At 67.6% G+C, this 17,474-nt stretch carries 20 protein-coding genes; 5 read left to right on the top strand and 15 right to left on the bottom strand.

All coding sequences use genetic code 11. The features are described from left to right. Window positions 1–97 precede the first annotated feature (97 nt). From H9L41_RS07140 to cysE, 3 genes are all read right to left on the bottom strand, one after another. Complete coding sequence (locus tag H9L41_RS07140) at window positions 98–1,306, bottom strand: IscS subfamily cysteine desulfurase (RefSeq protein WP_028446330.1); 1,209 nt, start codon at window positions 1,304–1,306, stop codon at window positions 98–100. Window positions 1,307–1,328: 22 nt separating this feature from the next. Continuing rightward, complete coding sequence (gene iscR, locus H9L41_RS07135; protein WP_028446329.1) at window positions 1,329–1,814, bottom strand: Fe-S cluster assembly transcriptional regulator IscR; 486 nt, start codon at window positions 1,812–1,814, stop codon at window positions 1,329–1,331. Between the two features lie 79 nt (window positions 1,815–1,893). After that, the gene (cysE, locus tag H9L41_RS07130; protein WP_028446328.1) at window positions 1,894–2,652 is read right to left on the bottom strand and encodes a serine O-acetyltransferase; all 759 of its coding nucleotides are present in this window, start codon (window positions 2,650–2,652) and stop codon (window positions 1,894–1,896) included. Between the two features lie 168 nt (window positions 2,653–2,820). Here cysE and H9L41_RS07125 point away from each other — a divergent pair, with 168 nt between their 5' ends. Both H9L41_RS07125 and H9L41_RS07120 read left to right on the top strand, forming a co-directional pair. Further along, the gene (locus H9L41_RS07125; protein ID WP_028446327.1) at window positions 2,821–3,405 is read left to right on the top strand and encodes a TetR/AcrR family transcriptional regulator; all 585 of its coding nucleotides are present in this window, start codon (window positions 2,821–2,823) and stop codon (window positions 3,403–3,405) included. Then, the gene (locus tag H9L41_RS07120; RefSeq protein WP_084300263.1) at window positions 3,402–4,316 is read left to right on the top strand and encodes an MBL fold metallo-hydrolase; all 915 of its coding nucleotides are present in this window, start codon (window positions 3,402–3,404) and stop codon (window positions 4,314–4,316) included. The genes H9L41_RS07125 and H9L41_RS07120 overlap by 4 nt, the downstream gene beginning before the upstream one ends. A 101-nt stretch (window positions 4,317–4,417) precedes the next feature. Here the strand turns inward: H9L41_RS07120 and H9L41_RS07115 are convergent, their stop codons facing one another. From H9L41_RS07115 to H9L41_RS07080, 8 genes are all read right to left on the bottom strand, one after another. Further along, window positions 4,418–4,918: a FixH family protein gene (locus H9L41_RS07115; protein ID WP_028446326.1), complete on the bottom strand. Its 501-nt coding sequence runs from the start codon at window positions 4,916–4,918 to the stop codon at window positions 4,418–4,420. Window positions 4,919–5,190: 272 nt separating this feature from the next. Then, the gene (gene ccoG / locus H9L41_RS07110; protein ID WP_028446325.1) at window positions 5,191–6,642 is read right to left on the bottom strand and encodes a cytochrome c oxidase accessory protein CcoG; all 1,452 of its coding nucleotides are present in this window, start codon (window positions 6,640–6,642) and stop codon (window positions 5,191–5,193) included. 228 nt (window positions 6,643–6,870) lie between these two features. Beyond that, window positions 6,871–7,800 carry a cytochrome-c oxidase, cbb3-type subunit III gene (ccoP, locus tag H9L41_RS07105; protein ID WP_028446324.1) on the bottom strand — a complete coding sequence of 310 codons (930 nt, stop codon included), beginning with the start codon at window positions 7,798–7,800 and terminating at the stop codon, window positions 6,871–6,873. Continuing rightward, entirely contained in the window at window positions 7,793–7,981 is a 189-nt protein-coding gene (locus tag H9L41_RS07100; RefSeq protein WP_265583956.1) for a cbb3-type cytochrome oxidase subunit 3, read from the bottom strand. The genes ccoP and H9L41_RS07100 overlap by 8 nt, the downstream gene beginning before the upstream one ends. Window positions 7,982–8,090: 109 nt before the next feature. Further along, window positions 8,091–8,705 carry a cytochrome-c oxidase, cbb3-type subunit II gene (ccoO, locus tag H9L41_RS07095; RefSeq protein ID WP_028446323.1) on the bottom strand — a complete coding sequence of 205 codons (615 nt, stop codon included), beginning with the start codon at window positions 8,703–8,705 and terminating at the stop codon, window positions 8,091–8,093. 17 nt (window positions 8,706–8,722) lie between these two features. Beyond that, entirely contained in the window at window positions 8,723–10,174 is a 1,452-nt protein-coding gene (gene ccoN, locus H9L41_RS07090) for a cytochrome-c oxidase, cbb3-type subunit I (RefSeq protein ID WP_051319031.1), read from the bottom strand. A gap of 663 nt (window positions 10,175–10,837) precedes the next feature. Continuing rightward, window positions 10,838–11,323 (bottom strand): FKBP-type peptidyl-prolyl cis-trans isomerase, encoded by a 486-nt coding sequence (locus H9L41_RS07085; protein ID WP_028446321.1) that lies wholly within the window; start codon window positions 11,321–11,323, stop codon window positions 10,838–10,840. A 28-nt stretch (window positions 11,324–11,351) separates the two neighbouring features. Continuing rightward, complete coding sequence (locus H9L41_RS07080) at window positions 11,352–11,822, bottom strand: peroxiredoxin (protein ID WP_028446320.1); 471 nt, start codon at window positions 11,820–11,822, stop codon at window positions 11,352–11,354. 116 nt (window positions 11,823–11,938) lie between these two features. On the opposite strand from H9L41_RS07080, the gene H9L41_RS07075 reads away from it, so the two are divergent. The 3 genes from H9L41_RS07075 to H9L41_RS07065 all read left to right on the top strand — a co-directional run bounded on the left by H9L41_RS07075 (window position 11,939) and on the right by H9L41_RS07065 (window position 14,723). Continuing rightward, a complete protein-coding gene (locus tag H9L41_RS07075; protein ID WP_028446319.1) occupies window positions 11,939–13,060 on the top strand; it encodes a cupin domain-containing protein in 1,122 nt (373 codons plus the stop codon). A gap of 36 nt (window positions 13,061–13,096) precedes the next feature. Beyond that, the gene (locus H9L41_RS07070) at window positions 13,097–13,498 is read left to right on the top strand and encodes a YchJ family protein (protein ID WP_028446318.1); all 402 of its coding nucleotides are present in this window, start codon (window positions 13,097–13,099) and stop codon (window positions 13,496–13,498) included. A gap of 76 nt (window positions 13,499–13,574) precedes the next feature. Continuing rightward, complete coding sequence (locus tag H9L41_RS07065; RefSeq protein WP_028446317.1) at window positions 13,575–14,723, top strand: M14 family metallopeptidase; 1,149 nt, start codon at window positions 13,575–13,577, stop codon at window positions 14,721–14,723. A gap of 122 nt (window positions 14,724–14,845) precedes the next feature. Here the strand turns inward: H9L41_RS07065 and H9L41_RS07060 are convergent, their stop codons facing one another. From H9L41_RS07060 to pnuC, 4 genes are all read right to left on the bottom strand, one after another. Then, window positions 14,846–15,022 (bottom strand): hypothetical protein, encoded by a 177-nt coding sequence (locus tag H9L41_RS07060; RefSeq protein ID WP_157461986.1) that lies wholly within the window; start codon window positions 15,020–15,022, stop codon window positions 14,846–14,848. 172 nt (window positions 15,023–15,194) lie between these two features. Beyond that, the gene (locus H9L41_RS07055) at window positions 15,195–16,067 is read right to left on the bottom strand and encodes a trypsin-like serine protease (RefSeq protein WP_028446316.1); all 873 of its coding nucleotides are present in this window, start codon (window positions 16,065–16,067) and stop codon (window positions 15,195–15,197) included. Window positions 16,068–16,299: 232 nt separating this feature from the next. Beyond that, window positions 16,300–16,842 (bottom strand): AAA family ATPase, encoded by a 543-nt coding sequence (locus H9L41_RS07050; RefSeq protein ID WP_028446315.1) that lies wholly within the window; start codon window positions 16,840–16,842, stop codon window positions 16,300–16,302. Beyond that, entirely contained in the window at window positions 16,835–17,425 is a 591-nt protein-coding gene (pnuC, locus tag H9L41_RS07045) for a nicotinamide riboside transporter PnuC (protein ID WP_051319029.1), read from the bottom strand. The genes H9L41_RS07050 and pnuC overlap by 8 nt, the downstream gene beginning before the upstream one ends. Window positions 17,426–17,474 lie beyond the last annotated feature (49 nt).

The raw sequence follows: 17,474 nt of genomic DNA, 5'->3' as shown, positions 1-17,474 counted from the left end.
CTTCGGAGTGTGAAACGTGATGCCGCTGCGCGGCGGTGAAAGGTGAAGCGTGGGGGGCAGCACACGTTTCACCTTTCACGTTTCACCTTTCACGTGATTAATGCGCCGCCCACTGCACCGTATTCAGATCGATGCCTTCCTTGAACATGTCCCACAAGGGCGACAGCTCGCGCAGCTTGCCGATCTTTTCGTGGATCAGCTTCACCGCGTAGTCGATGTCCTCGACCGTGGTGAAGCGGCCGATGGTGAAGCGGATCGACGAATGCGCCAGCTCGTCGTTGCGGCCCAGCGCGCGCAGCACGTAGCTCGGCTCGAGCGAGGCCGAGGTGCAGGCCGAGCCCGACGACACCGCCAGGTCCTTCAGCGCCATGATCAGCGACTCGCCCTCGACGTAGTTGAAGCTGACGTTAAGGTTGTGCGGCACGCGCGCATCCATGTCGCCGTTGAGGTAGACCTCCTCGATGTCGGAAATGCCGTTCCACAGCCGGTCGCGCAGCATGCGCACGCGCTCGAGCTCGGTCGCCATGTCCTCGCGGGCGATGCGGAACGCTTCGCCCATGCCGATGATCTGGTGCGTCGCCAGCGTGCCCGAACGCATGCCGCGCTCGTGGCCGCCGCCGTGGATCTGCGCCTCGAGCCGCACGCGCGGCTTGCGCCGCACGTACAGCGCGCCGATGCCCTTGGGGCCGTAGGTCTTGTGGGCCGAGAAGCTCATCAGGTCGACCTTGAGCGCGGCGAGGTCGATCGGCGTCTTGCCGGTGGCCTGGGCCGCATCGACGTGGAACAGGATGCCGCGCTCGCGCAGCATCTCGCCGATCGCGGCGATCGGCTGGATCACGCCGATCTCGTTGTTCACCGCCATGATCGAGACCAGGATGGTGTCGTCGCGCAGCGTGGCGGCCAGCACCTCCAGGTCGACCAGGCCGTTCTCGAGCGGGGACAGGTAGGTGACTTCGAAGCCCTCGCGCTCGAGCTCGCGCATGGTGTCGAGCACGGCCTTGTGCTCGGTCTTCATGGTGACGAGGTGCTTGCCCTTGTCTTTGTAGAAATGCGCCGCGCCCTTGATCGCCAGGTTGTTCGACTCGGTCGCGCCCGAGGTCCAGACGATTTCCTTGGCGTCGCAGTTGACCAGCCGGGCCACGTCCTCGCGCGCGTTCTCGACCGCTTCCTCGGCTTCCCAGCCGAAGGCGTGCGAACGGCTGGCCGGGTTGCCGAAGTGCTCGGTCAGCCAGGGGATCATCTTGGCGGCCACGCGCGGATCCACCGGGGTGGTTGCGGAGTAGTCGAGGTAGATCGGCAGTTTCATGCGGGAAGGCTCCGGTACGGATTTACATGCGCGCGTCGATGAGCGCGTCTTTGCGTTTGTCGTGCAGCACGCACTCGGTCGCCGGCTGCTGGGCCGGACACTTGGCCTGCTGCTTGGCGATCAGCTCGGCCAGCGTCACCGACGCGAGGTATTCGTAGATGGTGCGGTTGAGATCGGCCCACAGGTCGTGGGTCATGCAGCGGCGATCCTCGAGGCAGTTTTCCTTGCCGCCGCACTGGGTCGCGTCGAGCGGCTCGTCGACCGCGGTGATGATGTCGGCCACGCTGATGTCGGCGACCGGCCGGGCCAGGCAGTAGCCGCCGCCGGGGCCGCGCACGCTGTCGACCAGGGCGTTGCGGCGCAGCTTGCCGAACAGCTGTTCGAGGTAGGACAGCGAGATCTGCTGGCGCTCCGAGATGCCGGCCAGCGTGACCGGGCCCTTGGCCTCGCGAAGCGCGAGATCGAGCATCGCGGTGACGGCGAAACGGCCTTTGGTGGTCAAGCGCATGACGGCAGACTCGAACGAGGGGGAACGGTCGACAGGATAAAATACCCGACAAATTCAGTCAACAATTTAACCTACTGTTTTAGTCGACTATCTTGTTGAGATGGCCGGCGTCGAAGGCCTCGGCGCGGCTCTTGTCCTCGGCGCAGTCGACGCCGAGCTTCTCGAGGTGGCGCAGGATCAGTTCGATGCGCGCGTCGAGGTTGGAACTGTGGTCGATCAGGCCGTGCACCGCCTGCACGATCGGGTCGTTCATGTCGGCCGCGATCGCGTAGGCCGAGAAGCCCATGCGCCCCGCCTGCTCCTCGCGCGCCGCCTCGCGGCTCTTGTCGACCATGCGCGCCAGGTTGGCCACCATCACCGCACCGGGCGGCACGTCCTTGATGACCACCGCGTTGGGGCCGATCTTGGCGTTCTCGCCGATCTCGATCGGGCCGATCAGCTTGGCGCCGGCGCCGACCACCACGCCGCGCGCCAGCGTCGGATGGCGCTTGCCGGGCTTGGAGGCGAGGCCCAGGCCGCCGAGCGTGATGCCCTGGTACAGCGTGCAGTCGTCGCCGATCACGGCGTGCTCGCCGATCACGATGCCCATGCCGTGGTCGATGAAGACCCGGCGGCCGATGCGGGCGCCCGGGTGGATCTCGATGCCGGTGAAGAAGCGGCTCAGGTGGGAGACCAGCCGCGCCAGCCACTTGAAGCCATGGCTCCACAGCCAGTTGGCCAGCTGGTGGAAGGTCAGCGCGTGCAAGCCCGGGTAACAGGTGAGCACTTCCCAGGTCGAGCGGGCGGCGGGATCGCGGTCGAAGACGACGGCGATGTTCTCTCTCAGGCGCGCGAACATGGTGTGCATTCGGGTGGATCGGGAAAGGCCGAGCATTTTACTCGACTATTGTGCGGCGCGGAAGAATGCACGAGGCCGTTTCTCGCACCGGCACGCCGGGCTGGATCGCGCTTGCCGGCAACGCTTTGCCTTCGTATTATAACGACCGGTCTATATTGAAAGAATACGATGCCCAAGGATGCCGGCCCGCAGCGCCAACGCCTGATCGAGACCGCCGCGCGCCTGTTCGAGGCGCAGGGCTATGCCGCCACCGGGCTGCAGCAGCTGCTGGCCGAGAGCGGCGCACCCAAGGGCTCGCTCTATCACTACTTCCCCGGCGGCAAGGAGGCGCTGGCGGTCGCGGTGGTCGAGCATGCCGCGGCGGCCATCGAGTCGGGGCTGGCGCAGGCGCTGGCGGCCGCCACGCCGCAGGACGGGCTGCTCGCCGCGCTGGCGTTGTTCCGCCGCAAGCTGGTCGAGGCCGATTTCCGCGCCGGCTGCCCGATCGCGACCATCGCGCTCGAGCAGTCGGACGCCAGCGAGCCGATCCGCCTGGCCTGCGAGCGCGCCTACGCCGGCTGGCAGGCGCGGCTGGCGGCCGCGCTCGGCGGCGATGCGGCGGCGGCGCGGCAGGCCGAGCGGCTGCTGGCCCGGCTCGAGGGCGCGCTGCTGCTGGCCCGGGTGCGCCGCAGCACGGCGCCGCTCGATGCGCTGGCCGACGACCTCGCGCTGGATTCGACGACACGACACATCGCCAACGGAGACGGAAGATGAAGAGAGGGATTGCGGCACTGGCCTTGCTGGCCGGCCTGGCGGCGCAGGCGGCCGACGTGCGGGTGGCGCTGGTGAAGACGGCCGAGGCCGACAGCTGGCAGGCGCTGACGGTGAGCGGCGGCGCCTGGGATCGCCTGAAGCTCAACCATACCGCGGTGCTGGTGTCGCACCCGGCCGGCGATTTCCTGTTCGACGGCGGGCTGGGCCGCAAGGCGCCGGAGCAGGTCGCCGCCGACATGCCGTGGTGGGCCAAGCCCTTCTTCCGCTTCGGTCCGATCTGCGCGGCGGCCGACCAGTTGGCCGGCCGGCCGATCCCGCGGCTGATCCTGTCGCACGGGCATTGGGACCATGCCAGCGCGCTGGCCGATTTCCCGGCCGCCGAGGTCTGGCTGACCGCGGCCGAGCGCAGCTTCGTGCAGCAGGCCAAGCCGCCGGTGGTGCTGCCCTCGCAGGTCGGCGACCCGGCGATCCGCTGGAAGACCTATGCGCTCGACGGCCCGGCCTACCGCGGCTACCCGGCCAGCCTCGACCTGTACGGCGACGGCAGCGCGGTACTGGTGCCGATGCCGGGCCACACGCCGGGCGCGGTCGGCCTGTTCGCCCGGCTGGGCTCGGGCCGCACGCTGTTCTTCGTCGGCGATACGGTGTGGCAGCGCGCCGCGCTGGACGGCGCGCGCGGCAAATCATGGCTGGCGCGCCAGTTGGCCGACGACGATGCCGACGCGACCGCGCGGCAGATCGCCCGGCTGTCGCAGCTGGCGGCCGAGCCGGGGTTGACGATCGTGCCGGCGCACGACGCGGCGGTGCAGGATGAACTCGGCTACTACCCGGACTGGGTCGACGAACCGAAGCAGGCGGCCGGGGCTGCCTGCCCAGGCGATGGAAGCCAATCATCGGCAGCTTCCCGGTAGGAGCGGCTTAGCCGCGAACGGGTTCAGCCTGTACCATTCGCGGCTAAAGCCGCTCCTACAAGTGCCTCAGCCGATGGCGGAACAGGCCGGCCATCATGCGATCAAGGCTGCTGCGGCTTCAGGGTCAGCGCCGCGCCCGGCCCCAGGCGGCTTTCGCCGCGCAGCCGCCAGCTGTTCTGGCCGTCCTCGATCTGCACCAGCCAGCGCTGTTCGGGCAGCGGCGCGTCGAGCGCGGCGACCAGCATGTCGTCGGCGGCCGGATGCAGCGTGAGCACGCGGTCGAGGCCGGCACGGGTCGGGTGGGCCAGCCGCAGCACCACGGTCTTGGCCTCGGCCGACGGCGGCATCAGCAGCACGCGCACGCTCTTGCCGTCGTCGCCGACCAGCAACTGGGCCGACAGCCCGAGCGCGACGGCCTGGCGGTCGCGGTGGATCTCCAGGCCGATCTCGTTGCCGCGCTTGTAATAGTCGTCGGCGACCAGGCCGTCGTCGCTGCGGATCGCCACGCCGATCAGGGCGAAGCAGGCCGCCACGGTGACGATCAGCAAGGTGAGGAACAGCCAGATCACCGGTTGGCGATACCAGGCGTTGGGATTGGACATGCGAAGCTATCCTGCAAATGAAAAGGGTTGCCCCCCTCCCCCGAACACACGCCAGACCCGATCCAGATACGCGACGAGCGCAGCGAGGCCCCTCTGGACCACCCCACAAAGTCTCCGCCTTTGCGGGGCCCCGGGGCGGCGAGGGCGGGGGAGTCGGAATAAATCAGGGAGCGCCGTCGCCCCCGCCTGCGCTGCAGGCGAGCGTCCGGCTTTGCCGGACGCCTGGACTGCCGATCGATCACCCACGATGGAACTACACCACCGAGGCACGCTCAGCGATTGATGAAGCTCGACTTCTCGCGCACCGACAGCGTCAGGTCGTCGGCTGCCTGCACTTCGAAATAGATCTTCTTGGAGCCGCGCGACACGTGCTGCGGCTCCACCTGCACTCGCACGCCGACGCTGGCGGTGCCGTTGGCCGGCACCGGGATCACGTCGCCCTGGTCGGTCAGCACCTTGAGGTCGGGCAGGCCGTCGGCGCGGATCACGAAGCGATGCGGCTTCTCGTCGGTGTTCTGTACCTGCAGCCGGTAGCTGTTCTCCAACAGGCCCTCGTCGGTCTCGCGAACCAGCGCATTGCGGTCGCGCATCACGTTGACCTTGATCGGGCTCTTGAGCAGCAGCGACGCCACCGTCGCCACCACCACCAGCAGCAGCGCCGCGCTGTACATCACCACCCGCGGCCGCAGCACGTGGTTGACGATCTGGCTCTCCGGATACTTGTGCGCCAGCGCGTTCTCGGTGGTGTAGCGCACCAGGCCGCGCGGATAGTTCATCTTGTCCATGATGCTGTCGCAGGCATCGATGCAGGCGCCGCAGGCGATGCACTCGTACTGCAGGCCGTCGCGGATGTCGATGCCGACCGGGCAGACCTGCACGCACAGCTTGCAGTCGATGCAGTCGCCCTTGCCCTCGGCGCGATGGTCCTCGCCCTTGCGGCGGCTGCCGCGCGGCTCGCCGCGCTCGGCGTCGTAGCTGATCACCAGCGTGTCCGGGTCGAACATCGCGCTCTGGAAGCGCGCATAGGGGCACATGTACTTGCACACCTGCTCGCGCATCCAGCCGGCGTTGCCGTAGGTGGCGAAACCGTAGAACAGGATCCAGAACGCCTCCCACGGTCCGGTCGACCAGCTCGCCACCTTGGCGCCGAGCTCGTGGATCGGCGTGAAGTAGCCGACGAAGGTGAAGCCGGTCCACAGCGACAGCGCGATCCACAACGCGTGCTTGGTGTACTTGATGCGGAGCCGGCGCAGGTTCATCGGCCCGTTGTCGAGCTTCATCCGGGCCAGCCGGTCGCCTTCGACCCATTTCTCGATCCACAGGAAGATCTCGGTGTAGACCGTCTGCGGGCAGGAGTAGCCGCACCACAACCGGCCGGCGATCGAGGTCCAGACGAACAGGCCGAAGGCGCTGACCAGCAGCAGCGCGGTCAGGTAGATGAAGTCCTGCGGCAGGAAGATGAAGCCGAAGATGTAGAACTTGCGGTTGACCAGGTCGAACAGCAGCATCTGCCGGTCGTGCCATTGCAGCCACGGCATGCCGTAGAAGAACAGCTGGGTGGCCACCACCCAGAACCAGCGCCACTGGGTGAAGCGGCCGGTGATCCAGCGCGGGTAGACCTTCTTGTGCTTCTCGTAGAGCACCACCTCTTCGAGTTCGGCCGGCGCGTCGGCGGGTGTCGCCGGCACCACCTTGATCGGGATGTTCTTGAACGAATTGGGCATGGGAAGCTTTCGGATCGTCTCTCGAAAACCCGCAGGACGGGCTTTCGGCAGACGCCGCGGAACCGGCCCCGCGAGGGCGGCCCGGACGTGGCAGCGGCCCCAGGCGCGAGGCCGGCGGAGCCAGCGCATTCGCGGCTGGAGCCGCTGTTGTTCGAGTGGCGACAGCGAGGCGGATTGTCCCATCCGCCTGCGCCGCCGCCCTGCGACATGGCGTCGCGGCCCGCGTGCCTACTGCGCGGCAGCGGTCTCGCCGCCCGCTTCGGCCTTGTGCGAGAAGCCGTAGACATAGGCCGCCAGCAGGTGGACCTTGCCCTCGCCCAGCGCGTCCTGCCAGGCCGGCATGCGGTTCTTGCGGCCGTTGGTGATGGTCTCGATGATGGTGCGTTCCGAGCCGCCGTAGAGCCAGACCTTGTCGGTCAGGTTGGGTGCGCCGAGCGCCTGGCTGCCCTTGCCGTCGGCCTGATGGCAGGCCACGCAGACCTGCTTGAAGGTCGCCTCGCCGCGGCCGGCGCGCACCGCGTCGTAGTCGCGGCTGGCCAGCTTGAGCACGTAGTTGGCGACGTCCTTCACCTTTTCCTCGCCGAAGGCCGCGCCGAAGGCCGGCATCTGGCCGCCGCGCCCCTGGCTGATGGTCTCGACGATCTTGTCCGGCGTGCCGCCGTACAGCCAGTCGCCGTCGGTCAGGTTGGGGAAGCCCTTGGCGCCGCGCGCGTCCGAGCCGTGGCACTGCATGCAGTAGGTCAGGAACAGGCTCTGGCCCGACTTGCGCGCCTCCTCGTCCTTGGACAGCGTCGCGATGTCGACCTTGATGTACTTGTCGTACAAGGGCTTGATCGCCGCTTCCTTGGCGGCCGATTCCTGCTCGTACTGGCTCACCTTGGTCCACTTCTTGGTGCCGGCCCAGACGCCCGGATAGAACACCAGGTAGCCGACGCCGAACACGATGGTCAGGTAGAACAGCCCCATCCACCAGCGCGGCAGCGGGTTGTTGTACTCCTCGAGGTCGCCGTCCCACTTGTGGCCGGTCACCTTCACCTGTTCGCCCTTGGGCAGCTTCACCACGCTCTGCGATCTGAGCAGGTAGCCCAGCCAGGCGAACGACAGCACCACGATGCCGGCCACCCACCAGGCCCAGAATTGGCTGAAGAAATCAGTCATGTTTCGCTCCAACACCCTCAACCGCGATCGGTCGGCGAGGGCAGGTCGTCGTCGTTGATCGGCTGCATGGACGCCTCTTCGAATCGGCGCGCCGCCGGCTTGCCCAGGCCCACAGGGCGATGGCGACGAAGCAGACGAGGCCGGCCACGGTGATCGCCTGGCGGAAGAGATTGATGTCCATGACAGCTCCTTGATTAGCTGCAATCAGCTATGCGAATCGGTAGGCCGGGCCGGTGCCCGACCCCGCCGCCGGGCGCGCAGCCCGGCCGCGGATCCATCCGGCGCCCGCCTCAGCGGATGCCCTTGAGCGCGAGGCCCAGGCCCTGCAGGTAGGCGATCACCGCGTCCATCTCGGTCTTGCCCTCGACCTCCTCGGGCGCCTTGGCGATCTCGTCCTTCGTATAGGGCACGCCGACCTTGGTGAGCGCGGTCATGCTGGCCTGCACCCGCTTGGGATCGAGCTTGCCGGCGGCGAGCCAGGGGAAGGCCGGCATGTTCGACTCGGGCGTGGTGTCGCGCGGGTTCATCAGGTGCACGAAGTGCCATTCGTCCGAGTAGCGGCCGCCGACGCGCGCCAGGTCGGGCCCGGTGCGCTTGGAGCCCCACTGGAACGGGTGGTCGTAGACCGACTCGCCGGCGACCGAGTAGTGGCCGTAGCGCTCGGTCTCGGCGCGGAACGGCCGGATCATCTGCGAGTGGCAGTTGTAGCAGCCCTCGCGGATGTAGACGTCGCGGCCGGCCAGTTGCAGCGCGGTATAGGGCTTCACGCCCGGGATCGGCTGGGTGGTCGACTTGGAGAACATCAGCGGCAGGATCTCGACCAGCATGGCGACGCTGATGATGGCCAGCGTGAAGCCGATCAGATAGCCGACGTGTTCTTCGATCAGGTGTTGGATCTTGTCCATGACTCGGGCTCCTCGATTCAGGCGTGCGCCGCTTGGGCGGTCGGGATCGGGGCGTCGACGGCGCGGCCCAGCATGATGGTGCGGGCGACGTTGTAGGCCATCAGGAACATGCCGCCGAGGAACATGGCGCCGCCGAGCACGCGGATCATGTAGTAGGGGTAGCTGGCCTTGACGCTGTCGATGAAGGCGTAGGTCAGCGTGCCGTCCGGGTTGGTGGCGCGCCACATCAGGCCCTGGGTCACGCCGGCGATCCACATCGCGGCGATGTAGAGCACCACGCCCAGCGTGGCGATCCAGAAGTGCGCCTCGATCAGCGGCACCGAGTACATCTTCTCGCGGTTGAACAGGCGCGGGATCAGGTAGTAGATCGAGCCGATCGAGATCATCGCCACCCAGCCCAGCGCACCCGAGTGCACGTGGCCGATGGTCCAGTCGGTGTAGTGCGACAGCGCGTTGACGGTCTTGATCGACATCATCGGACCTTCGAAGGTCGACATGCCGTAGAACGACAGCGCGGTCACCAGGAACTTCAGGATCGGATCGGTGCGCAGCTTATGCCAGGCGCCCGACAGGGTCATGATGCCGTTGATCATGCCGCCCCAGCTCGGCGCCAGCAGGATCAGCGAGAACACCATGCCCAGCGACTGGGTCCAGTCCGGCAGCGCGGTGTAGTGCAGATGGTGCGGGCCGGCCCACATATAGGTGAACACCAGCGCCCAGAAGTGCACCACCGAGAGCCGGTAGGAGTAGACCGGGCGGCCGGCCTGCTTGGGCACGAAGTAGTACATCATCCCGAGGAAGGCCGCGGTCAGGAAGAAGCCCACCGCGTTGTGGCCGTACCACCACTGCACCATCGCGTCGACCGCGCCGGAGTAGGCCGAGTACGACTTCCAGAAGCTGACCGGCACTTCCATGCTGTTGACGATATGCAGCAGCGCGACGGCCAGGATGAAGGCGCCGTAGAACCAGTTGGCCACGTAGATGTGCTTCTGCTTGCGCTTGGCGATGGTGCCGAAGAACACCACGGCATAGGCCACCCAGACGATGGTGATCAGGATGTCGATCGGCCATTCGAGTTCGGCGTATTCCTTGCCGCTGGTGTAGCCCAAGGGCAGCGTGATGGCCGCCAGCAGGATCACCACCTGCCAGCCCCAGAAGGTGAAGGCCGCCAGCTTGTCCGAGATCAGCCGGACGCCGCAGGTGCGCTGGACCACGTAGTAGGAAGTGGCGAACAGCGCGCAGCCGCCGAAGGCGAAGATCACCGCGTTGGTGTGCAGCGGGCGCAGCCGGCCGAAGTGGAAGTACGGGCCGTAGTTGAGCTCGGGCCAGGCCATCTGGGCGGCGATGATCACGCCGACCAGCATGCCGACGATGCCCCACACCACCGTCATGATGCTGAACTGCCGCACCACCCGGTAGTTGAAGGTCTCCGCCCCGGTCTGCTCGACAAGCGCAGGGTTGGCTTGCATGGGAAGTCTCCGAAGAACGCAAAAAAATCCGCTTTGGGCCCGCAGCATGCCGCAGGCAGCGGCTCAAAGGCCGCACACCTCCCGCGACAAAAAGTCGCAAGAAGCCGTGACACACCGCTCCCCCTCGGGCAGCGCGCCGAATGTTCGATAGCAACGGGACAGGATCGGGCTAGAACACTCGGTGCCGAGATTACGCTGGCGGCCGGCGGCCCTTGTTGATGTGCGTCAACCAGGTCTGCGAACGAAACCGGGAACCGGTGGTCGTCGCGCATGGCTGCGCCGAATTCTTGCTCTTGAATCGAGTCTGCTGCAAAGCAGCAATTCTAGCGCCTGACCGAACTGCGGGCAATTGAGCAATTGCTCTGGAAGCCGCGTCCAGACTGGCATACGGGAAAACGGCATATATCCTGGGAACGATTCCCAACCGCACAAGACGGTATCCGGAGCAGCCCGTTTCCGGCTGTCGAAGGCCGCTATAACGCGGCATCCGCCAGCCCGGTTGACAGCGCCTCGATCGCGCGCCGAACCGCCTGCGTTCCGCCGTCGGCGGCGCCGGGACCGAACGGCCCGGCGCGCCTGCGGCGATCGACCCGTCGCGCCCTCCCGGAAAAAACGACGGCGGCATCGCGAGGATGCCGCCGAGGCGGGAATGGCGCGGCCGGATCAGTGATGGTGGCCGTGCTCGCCGTGCACGTGGCCGTGTTCGAGTTCCTCGGCCGAGGCCGGGCGCACTTCGTCGATGGTGGCGGCGAAGCGGATGCGCTTGCCGGCCAGCGGGTGGTTGCCGTCGACCACGACCTTGCCGTCTTCGATCTCGGTGATGGTGAACAGCATCACGTCGCCGCTTTCCGGATCGTCGGCCTCGAACATCATGCCGACCTCGATCTCCTCGGGGAACACGTCGCGCGGCTCGATGCGGACCAGCTCGGCGTCGTATTCGCCGAAGGCGTCGTCCGGTTCCATCGTCACGTCGACCGAGTCGCCGGTCTTCTTGCCGTGCAGCGCTTCCTCGACCACCGGGAAGATGCCGTCGTAGCCGCCGTGCAGGTAGACCATGGGCTCGTCGGCCTCGGTCTGGTCGAGCAGCTCGCCCTCCGAGTCGTACATCTTGTACTGGAGCGAGACGACCGTGTTCTTGACGATTTCCATGCTGGGGGATTCCTCGGGAGACGCCGCGCTAGGCGTCAAGTTGTTGAATGAGCTTGAGTACATCTGCGGCGTGGCCGCGCGGCGTGACGTTGTACAGCGTGTGCCGCAGGGTGCCGGCGCGATCGACGATGAAGGTCGAGCGGATCGTGCCGAATTTTACCACGCCGTCGCGCTCCAGCTCCCTGAGCGTGTGATAGCGGCGCGACACGTCGGTTTCGGAATCGGACAGCAGGCGCACCAAGAGGCCGTGCTTGTCGCGGAACGCCTCGTGGCAGAACGGATCGTCGAGGCTCACGCCGAGCACCACCGTGTTGGAGCGCTCGAAGCGGTCGGCCAGGTCGGAGAACTCGATCGCCTCGCGGGTACAGCCCGGATCGTCGTCGCGATGATAGAAGTACAGCACTACCGTCTTGGCGCCGCGGTAGTCGGACAGCTTCACCATGTCCATCGCGGCGTCGGGCAGCTCGAAGTCGGGCGCGGGATGGCCGGGTTCCAGCATAGATGCACCTCCGGGTGGTTGGGCTCGGTCGGACCCGCTGCCGGCCGCCGTGCTGCAGGCTCCGGCATCGGATGAGATAATTCGGGCCAGCTGACCTCTTCCCCTATATAGCGCATATGCCCAATCCGCCCCTTGGCAATCTGACGGCCGAGCAATTCCTGGCCGATTACTGGCAAAAAAAACCACTGCTGATCCGCCAGGCGGTGACGCAATTCGACTGGCTGCCCGGGCTCGACGAGCTGGTCGCGCTGGCCGGCCGCGACGATGTCGAATCGCGCCTGGTCGAGCTTCGCAACGGCAAGTGGTCGTGCGAGTCGGGTCCGTTCCGCCCCTCGCGCTTCAAGAAGCTGGCCGCCAGCGACTGGACCGTGCTGGTGCAGAACATGAACCACCACCAGGCCTTCTGCGCCGAGCTGCTGTACCGCTTCGACTTCATCCCGCAAGTGCGGCTGGACGACCTGATGATCAGCTACGCGCCGGCCGGCGGCGGCGTCGGCCCGCATTTCGACAGCTACGACGTGTTCCTGCTGCAGGTCGGTGGCAGGAAGCGCTGGCGCATCTCGTCACAGGACGACCTCGAGCTGGTCGACGGCGCGCCGCTGAAGATCCTCGAGCGCTTCGTGCCCGAGCAGGAATGGGAGCTCGAGCACGGCGACATGCTCTACCTGCCGCCGCGCTACGCCCACGAGGGCGTGGCGCTCGAGGCCGGCATGACCTGGTCGGTCGGCTTCCGCGCGCCGACCGCGCAGGAGCTCGGCGGCGCCTTCCTCGACTACCTGCGCGACCGCATCGAGCTGCCCGGCCTCTATGCCGACCCCGACCTGGCCGCCGTGTCCGAACCGGCCCGGCTGCCCGACGACTTCGTGGCGCGGGTGGCGCAGATGCTGAACGGCATCCGCTGGGGCGAGGCCGAGGTGCGCGACTTCATCGGCCGCTACTTCAGCGAGCCCAAGGCCCACGTGTTCTACGATTCGCCCGACGACGAACTCGACGAGGACGATTTCGCCGCCGCAGTGGCCCGCCACGGCGTGGCGCTCGATCTCAAGAGCGCGATGCTGTTCGACGGCGACCGCGTCTACATCAACGGCGACACGCTCGACGCCGAGCCGGCCGCGCTGCCGGCGCTGCGCGAGCTGGCCAACCGCCGCCGCCTGCCGCCGGCCGACTATCCGGCCGAAGCGGTCGAGGCGCTCTACGCCTGCTACGAATACGGCTACCTGGCCCCCGGCGGCGAATGACGCCGCCCTCCCCCATCACACACGACGAATAGAACAATGGCCAAACACGCCTTCCCGACCGATTGTCCCTGCCAGAGCGGCAAGCCCTACAAGGACTGCTGCTTCATGTACCACATGGAAAAACAGCAGCCGCCGACCGCCGAGGCGCTGATGCGCTCGCGCTACGCCGCCTACGTGCTGAAGAAGGCCGACTACCTGCTGTACAGCTGGCACCCCGACACCCGCCCGGCCGAACTCGATCTCGACGGCGACGCCGCCAAGTGGGTCGGCCTCGCCATCGTCGCCACCGAGGCCGGGGGCCCCGACGACGACGAGGGAACGGTCGAGTTCGTCGCCCGCTACAAGATCGGCGGCCGCGCCGCCAAGCTGGCCGAGAAGAGCCGCTTCGTGCGCTTCAAGGGCCGCTGGGTCTATCTCGACGGGCTGGTCGACGAGTGACCGCCCGCGGTCCGGTCCGGACCGCGCCCGCCCCACCATCATGGCCGTGCCGGCCGCTCATCCCACGAGGAAGCACATGTCCCAGCTCACCATCAGCACCCAGTTCGACTCCGGCAGCATCGAGGTCGTCAGCCTGGCCGACCACCGCGACGTCCAGCTGCGCATCAAGGCCGACAACGCCAGCGCCTTCGCCCAGTGGTTCCACTTCCGCCTGCAGGGCGCGGCCGGCCTGCCGCTGACGCTGCGCTTCCTCAACGCCGGCCAGAGCGCCTACCCGGACTGGAACGGCTACCGCGTGGTGGCCAGCTACGACCGCCACCACTGGTTCCGCATCGACTCGGCCTTCGACGGCCAGGTGATGACGGCCAGCCTGACGCCGGTCGCCCAGAGCGTCTACTTCGCCTACTTCGAGCCCTATTCCTACGAGCGCCACCTCGACCTGATCGGCTTCGCCACCGAATCGGACAAGGTCGAGGTCGAGCACCTGGGCAACACGCTCGACGGCCGCGACATGACGCTGTTGCGCATCACCGACGAGGACGGCGCGACGCCGGTCGAGCGGAAGAAGAAGGTCTGGCTGATCGCCCGCCAGCATCCGGGCGAGACCATGGCCGAGTGGTTCGTCGAGGGCTTCCTCGAGCGCCTCTTGGACGGCGACGACCCGGTCAGCCGGGTGCTGCTGGATCGCTGCATCTTCCATGTGGTGCCGAACATGAACCCGGACGGCGCGGTGCGCGGCAACCTGCGCACCAACGCGGCCGGCGCCAACCTGAACCGCGAATGGCAGGAGCCGACGCTCGAGCGTTCGCCCGAGGTCTTCCTGGTGCGGCAGAAGATGCTGGAGACCGGCGTCGACCTGTTCCTCGACGCCCACGGCGACGAGGCGCGGCCGTACAACTTCGTCGCCGGCTGCGAGGGCAACCCCGGCTACAACGAGCGCATCGCCGCGCTGGAAGACGCCTTCAAGGCGGCCTGGATCGCCAGCAGCCCCGATTTCCAGGACGAGGTCGGCTACGACCGCGACGCGCCGGGCCAGGCCAACCTGACGCTGGCGACCAACTGGGTCGGCCAGCAGTTCGACTGCCTGGCCTATACGATCGAGATGCCGTTCAAGGACAACGCGAATTTGCCCGACGAAGAGTACGGCTGGAGCGGCGAGCGCTCGAAGAAGCTCGGCGCCGGCGTGCTGCAGGCGATCCTGGCGGTGGTGGGCAAGCTGCGCTGAACGCCGCGGGGCGGACGTACGCGGGCCGGCACCAGGACGGCCCGGATTTATCGATCCGCGCCCGCCGGCCGCATCGATCCGCCCGCCGGCCGGGCCGGCAAGCCGGCCGCTGCAGCCGCTTGCTACCAGGGTTCCTTCGCTTGGTCGGCGCGATCGCGCAGATCCTCGATCTTCCGGCGCACGTCGCGGCGGTGGAGCATCTGCTTGAGATAGGTCTCGGCGCTGGCGACCGGCGCGGTCATCAGCGCCAGCAAGGGCGTGCTGGGACGATCGATGGTGGCGGGCGTTCGCTTGGACATGGCATGACTCCGTTCCGATGGCGCGAGTGGACAGGGCAGGTCGCCCGTGATCCCGGCGGCCCGGGATCCCTCATCGCTGCTGCCGGGCGCATCGGCTGGATGCGCCCGGCGCCTGCCGCAGCCGATTGCCCAGCATCCGCCGCTTCGGCAGGCCGGTCAACCCGCCGGCCGCTCAGAACAAGGCGCCCTGGCGGTACAGGAAGGTCGAGGCGTTGTTGACGATCGGGTTGTCGTTGACCATCTGGTTGGGCAGGAAGTTGGAGCCCAGCGTGGCGCCGAGCAGGTAGACCCGGTTGTTCGCCACCGTCAGCATCGGCCCGCCCGAATCGCCGGGCGCGGTGCTGGTGTTGTACGAGGCGCCAGCGATCAGCACGTCGTCGAAATCGGCATTGGGGTTCTGGTGCCGCCGGACCCGCGGTTCCTGCCGGGTGACGGTGGCGGTGCGGACCTGGAACGCATGGGTCATGCTGGTCTGCTGGCCCTGGGCGTTCAGGATGTCGCCGAAGCCGGTGACGAAGACCCCGCGGTTGACCATATTGCCCTGGTAGAACTGCAGGTCGGCCCGGCCGTAGGCGATGCGATGACTGACGTTCGCGTCGATGTAGTTGCGCAGTGGCATGGCCGCCTTGAACGAGATGAACATCAGGTCGTAGTCCCAGCTGCCGTAACCGCCGCGGAACTCGATGTCGGCGGTGGTCGGCGTCAGCGCCTGGGTCAGCGTCGGCACCGGCAGGTTCTGCGGCGTAAGCGGCTGGCTCAGCGGCCCGAAACCGACCAAGAGATTGGTCAGGAAACCGGCCGCCAGGTCGTTGACCTGGGTGTCGTTCCATATCAGCGGGGTCTGGATGCCGGCCTTGACGCACAGGTTGTGCTTGGCGGTGACGATGCCGCGGATGTTCTCGCCGTCGATCACCAGCACGCCCGAGCCGGTGAAGTTGCCGTTGCTCAGGCGCACCGAGCTCAGCTGCATCTGCTGCTGCAGCGGGGCGGCCAGTTGGTTGAAGGCCTGGATGGCCTGGGTCTTGTTGGTGTTGTCGAATTGCATGTTGCGTTCCTCCTGCCTGTTGATCGAAATCCCCTGCGGGATCCAAGTTCGATAGCTCCTGTCTCGCCTCCTCGCGACGTCGACGCCACAAGGTTAGACAGCGCGTCGGCCAGGCCAAACGCGCCACAGGTAAGTAACAGGTAAAGGAAACGGAAGGGACTGGGCGATCTGCCAGGCCTCGCCGGGGACGCGGAGGAACGATGCCCGGCTCGGGGCGCCTGGCCGTGGCGCTTCAGGCCTCGGCCTGCGGCGGCAAGAGCGCCAGCGCCGTCGCGACCCGCTCGGCACGCGAGCCGCCGACCACGGCGAAGCGTGCGCCGGCCGCCCGCAGCGCGGCGCGGTAGCGCTCGAACAAGTCGGCGCGGTCGTGCGGATTCTCGCGCAGCGGATCGGGTTCCCACGGGATGTCGGGCGTCGGCAGCAGGTGCAGCAGGTAGTCGCCGGGCCGCCAGCACGATTCGATCGCCGGCGGGCAATGGCCGAAGCGCACCTCGGCCCAGACCTTGCACACCAGCGCATTGGTGTCGCACACCAGCCAATCGCCCGCCCTGCCCTGCCAGCGCGCCGGGTCGTCCTCGCCGGCGCGCTGGCCCCGGGCGATCGCGATCACGTCGTCGAGCGTGTAGGCGGTACCGCCGCGTTCGGCGAAGTAGGCGCGCGCGTACTCGGGCAGCCAGGCGCCGCCGAGCGCGCCGGCCAGGTCGCGCGCCAGCGTGGTCTTGCCCGACGACTCGGCGCCGACCACGACGATCCGCCGCTGCGCGGACTCAGCCACGGCCCTTGGCCTCGCGCCGCCAGTCGAGCCAGCCATAGCCCGCCAGCACGGCCAGCACCAGGTAGAGCAGCGCGGTCACCTGCAGATCCTTGTAGGCGTAGATGCCGGCCGCCAAGAGGTCGAGCACGATCCACAGCGGCCAGTTCTCCAGCCGGCGGCGCGCCTGCAGCCATTGCGCCAGGCAGCCGAACACGAACACGGTCGAATCGAGCCAGGGCAGGTCGGTCGGCAGGAACTGCACCTGCAACTGCGCCACCACGGCGGTGCCGGCCAGGCCCAGCCCCCACAGCCAGGCGTGCTCGCGCCGGCTCATGCGGCCGATCGGCAGCGCCGGCCGGCCGGCGTCGCGCCGCAACCAGGCGCGCAGGCCGTAGCCGGCCAGCAGCACGTAGAGGCCGTTGAGCGCTGCCTCGCCGTACAGGTTCACCGCGGCGAACAGCCATACGTACAGGAGACCGGCGGCGATCTGCAGCGGCCAGGTCTGCCAGCGGTTGCGCGCGGCCAGCCAGATGGCGGCCAGCGTCAGCGCGAAGCCGGCGATCTCGGCGCCGGTCATGGAAAGCATCTGGTCGAGCAGCGTCATGGCAGGGGGCGTTCGGATGGCGGGCGGCAAGCATGCTGCATCGCCCCGG

The organism is Chitinimonas koreensis, assembly GCF_014353015.1.
GTDB lineage: Bacteria > Pseudomonadota > Gammaproteobacteria > Burkholderiales > Chitinimonadaceae > Chitinimonas > Chitinimonas koreensis.
The sequence above is the reverse complement of the archived record's forward strand: the minus strand, read 5'-3'. Positions and strand labels throughout refer to the sequence as shown.